The 3,010-nt window shown below is 37.7% G+C and carries 4 protein-coding genes and 1 pseudogene; all 5 read right to left on the reverse strand.

The genetic code is table 11. The annotated features are described in order from the left end of the window. A pseudogene (locus AC1DND_RS24350) lies at positions 1-252 on the reverse strand (hypothetical protein); the annotation flags it as partial. Then, a complete protein-coding gene (locus AC1DND_RS24355; protein ID WP_477585145.1) occupies positions 242-745 on the reverse strand; it encodes an RNA polymerase sigma factor in 504 nt (167 codons plus the stop codon). The pseudogene AC1DND_RS24350 and the gene AC1DND_RS24355, both read right to left, overlap by 11 nt. A 226-nt stretch (positions 746-971) precedes the next feature. After that, positions 972-1,433, reverse strand: a complete 462-nt coding sequence (gene coaD / locus AC1DND_RS24360) for a pantetheine-phosphate adenylyltransferase (protein ID WP_029279302.1) — start codon at positions 1,431-1,433, stop codon at positions 972-974. A 353-nt stretch (positions 1,434-1,786) separates the two neighbouring features. Next, positions 1,787-2,320: a 16S rRNA (guanine(966)-N(2))-methyltransferase RsmD gene (gene rsmD / locus AC1DND_RS24365; protein WP_116250695.1), complete on the reverse strand. Its 534-nt coding sequence runs from the start codon at positions 2,318-2,320 to the stop codon at positions 1,787-1,789. Next, positions 2,311-3,010: DUF3822 family protein (locus tag AC1DND_RS24370; protein WP_477585146.1), on the reverse strand; the 700-nt coding region annotated here is incomplete at its 5' end. The genes rsmD and AC1DND_RS24370, both read right to left, overlap by 10 nt.

Raw genomic sequence — 3,010 nt, forward strand, 5'->3', positions numbered from 1 at the left:
CACCTGATTCATTGCCGATGAAAAGCTAAAAAAGTAAGGCACCTGATTCATTGCCGATGAAAAGCTAAAAAAGTAAGGAACAAAGGCCATGAGTACCAAAAAGAAGATCTGGTAAAAAAACTCGTGTTTCATTTTCGCCCTTATTTTATCAATTGGGGTATGTGCCTGTTTTATTTTAAGCATATCGGTAGAAATGTTGCTTCCTTGAGGACTTTCAGCATTCCATTCATTTTTTATATCGTCAAAATTCATAACCGTTTTTCTTTATGATAAATTGTAATTTTTCTTTAGTTCTGTTCAGTTTAACCCTTGCATTTACTTCGCTAATGCCCAGGTTTTCGGCAATTTCGCGATGGGATTGGTTTTCGAGAAAGAGAAATATCAATGCTTTTTCTATAACATTCAGCTCTTGCACGGCAGTATACAAATAGGCCAGTTTCTCTTCTTTTCCTTCGCTCTCATTTACATCTATTACATCAATATTTTCATCCAACGGTGTTTTATCTACTTTTCTATTGTCCCTTTTAAAGTAAATTAGCGCCGTATTTAAGGAAACACGATACATCCATGTACTAAATTTGGAGTTGCCCTTAAAAGTTGGGTAGGCTTTCCAAAGCTGTAATACGATTTCCTGAAACAGATCGCGCTGTTCTTCAGCACCGTTCATATACATTTTAGAAATCTTATGTATAATCGCTTTGTGCTGGTTGATCAGGGCGAGAAATGTATTTTCTGTTTCTTTCATTTAATATTATAACCTATTGGTAACCGATTCTTTAAAACGTTACATTTTAAATTAAATAATTTAACCACAGATAAAGAGGATGAACACAGATGAGATTCCAGTAGATTGGTCGTCTTTCCCGCGCAGGCGGGAATCTTACAACGCACACTATGTAGCGATCGTTGTAAGATTGCTTCCTCGGCTGAAAAAGCCTCCTCGCAATGACGATCTTTAGATTAACGGAGTACTATAAAAAACTAAGTGCTTCTTTGGGTACAAATGGGCTTACATCGCCATGGTTTCTTAAAATATCGCGCACAATGGTAGAGCTGATGGCCGAATATTCGGGTTTGCTTAACAGTAAAATGGTTTCTACTTCGGGCATCATGGTCTGATTGATTTGGGCGATGGCTCTTTCGTATTCGAAATCAGCAGCCGAACGGATACCACGTACCATATAGGTGGCATCTATTTTCCGGCAAAAATCTACTGTTAAACCTTCGTAAGTTTGGATTTCGATATTCTGATAGCCTTTAAAAACAGTCTGTAAAATCTGAAGACGCTGTTCTGCACTTAAGAAATTCTGTTTAGAACTGTTTAGTCCGATACCCACTACAATTTTATCGAAAAGTGGAGTGGCACGTTGTAAAATGTTTACGTGAGCAATAGTGATCGGATCAAATGAGCCTGGAAATAGCGCTATCTTCATGATTCAAATATAGATTTTTATGGTGAAATTATTTACCACTAAGACACGAAGAACACAAAGAGGGTTATTTTTTGCCACGGAAACACGGATTTACACGGAATGCACCCGGCTTAATCTTTTACCATTAAGAAATTAAGGACATTAAGAAGTTCAACGGAATATGATTGAAGCAGGTCATTGACAATATGCCTGATTGCAATGGAAAGCCCGGAACCCGATCCTTTATCGGGTGAGGACTTGCAATGAAAAGCAGGACTGAAGGCCGCCATAAGGCGCTGTGTGCCCGCTTTCTAAAAATAAATTAACTATGCGCCATTAACCAATGAACTAATGACCAATGAACGATTGAACTACTATAACTCAAAAAAACTGAACGATGAATTGCCGTATTTTCTGGTTTCGGTGTAGCCGGGCTGGCTGTTCAGTTTCATGTTACTTTGGTGTTCTACAATTAACAGGCCATCAGGCTTAAGCAATTGTTGCTCCTTTACCATTACCGGAATCTGTGGAATGTTGGGCATATTGTAGGGCGGATCGGCAAAGATCAGGTCGTAAGCACCAGTCATTTGTTTTAATAACTTGAAAACATCGCCTTTACGCACATCAACTTGATCAAACTGGTGTTGTTTTGCTGTGTTTTTAACCCAGTTTACGCAACCGTAATCCATATCAACGGCTAAAATACTTTCTGCACCGCGTGAGGCAAACTCAAAAGTTAAATTTCCAGTGCCGCAGAATAAATCCAGAACAGAACATGTTTCGAAATCATATTTGTTGTTGAGGATATTGAAAAGTGCTTCTTTGGCCATATCCGTAGTTGGGCGCACCGGTAAATTTGCAGGGGGCTGCAAACGGATGCCCTTTAATTTGCCACCAATTATTCGCATAAATCTAAAGCAAGGAGACCGCTGAAATAGTGTTTAGGCATATCGGCCAGTAATTCGCTATTTTGTTTTCCAGCAGGAAGAAAGAAATAAAGTTGGTTAAAGTATTTTAATAAGCAGTTATAATGCTCATCATCTTCGTTTATAATGCCTTGTAAATAAACGGGAATGGCATCAGTTAAGCCCAGTTGTTCAATCATCAGCAATAGGAAATAATTAAACTCCTCAGCGTTCTCTGATTGATAATGGTTTTGAAAAACTATCTTTTTATCTTTTATGTAGAGTACATTGAAAGATACTGCTGTAAAATCTATTAATAAAGATTCGTCTGCCAAATGATTAAATAAAACCATTAATGGCTCAGACTGTGGAAATAAATCTGTTTTTTCAGGCAGATTTGATTTTAAATGCTCATCTAAACAGAAAACGGTATTAAAACCTAGCTTATCGTTGTGTTTAGTATAAACTTTAGCGTCGGAACCTAAATACTTGGCATAAACGGACAGATTTTCACCATCAAACCATTCATCAGGGATGAAAATAAAATTTGAGGTATGGATTGCCGCTTTTACCGTTGCATAGTTTAACGATAGGTAGCTGTCGGTTTCAAAGGCAGATTTCAGTTCTTTCTGTACATCTTCACAACCTTGTTTATCAAAAATGATGTTAATCTCTTCTGTGTCCTTACCTACC

Source organism: Pedobacter sp. 01N416 (genome assembly GCF_056399685.1).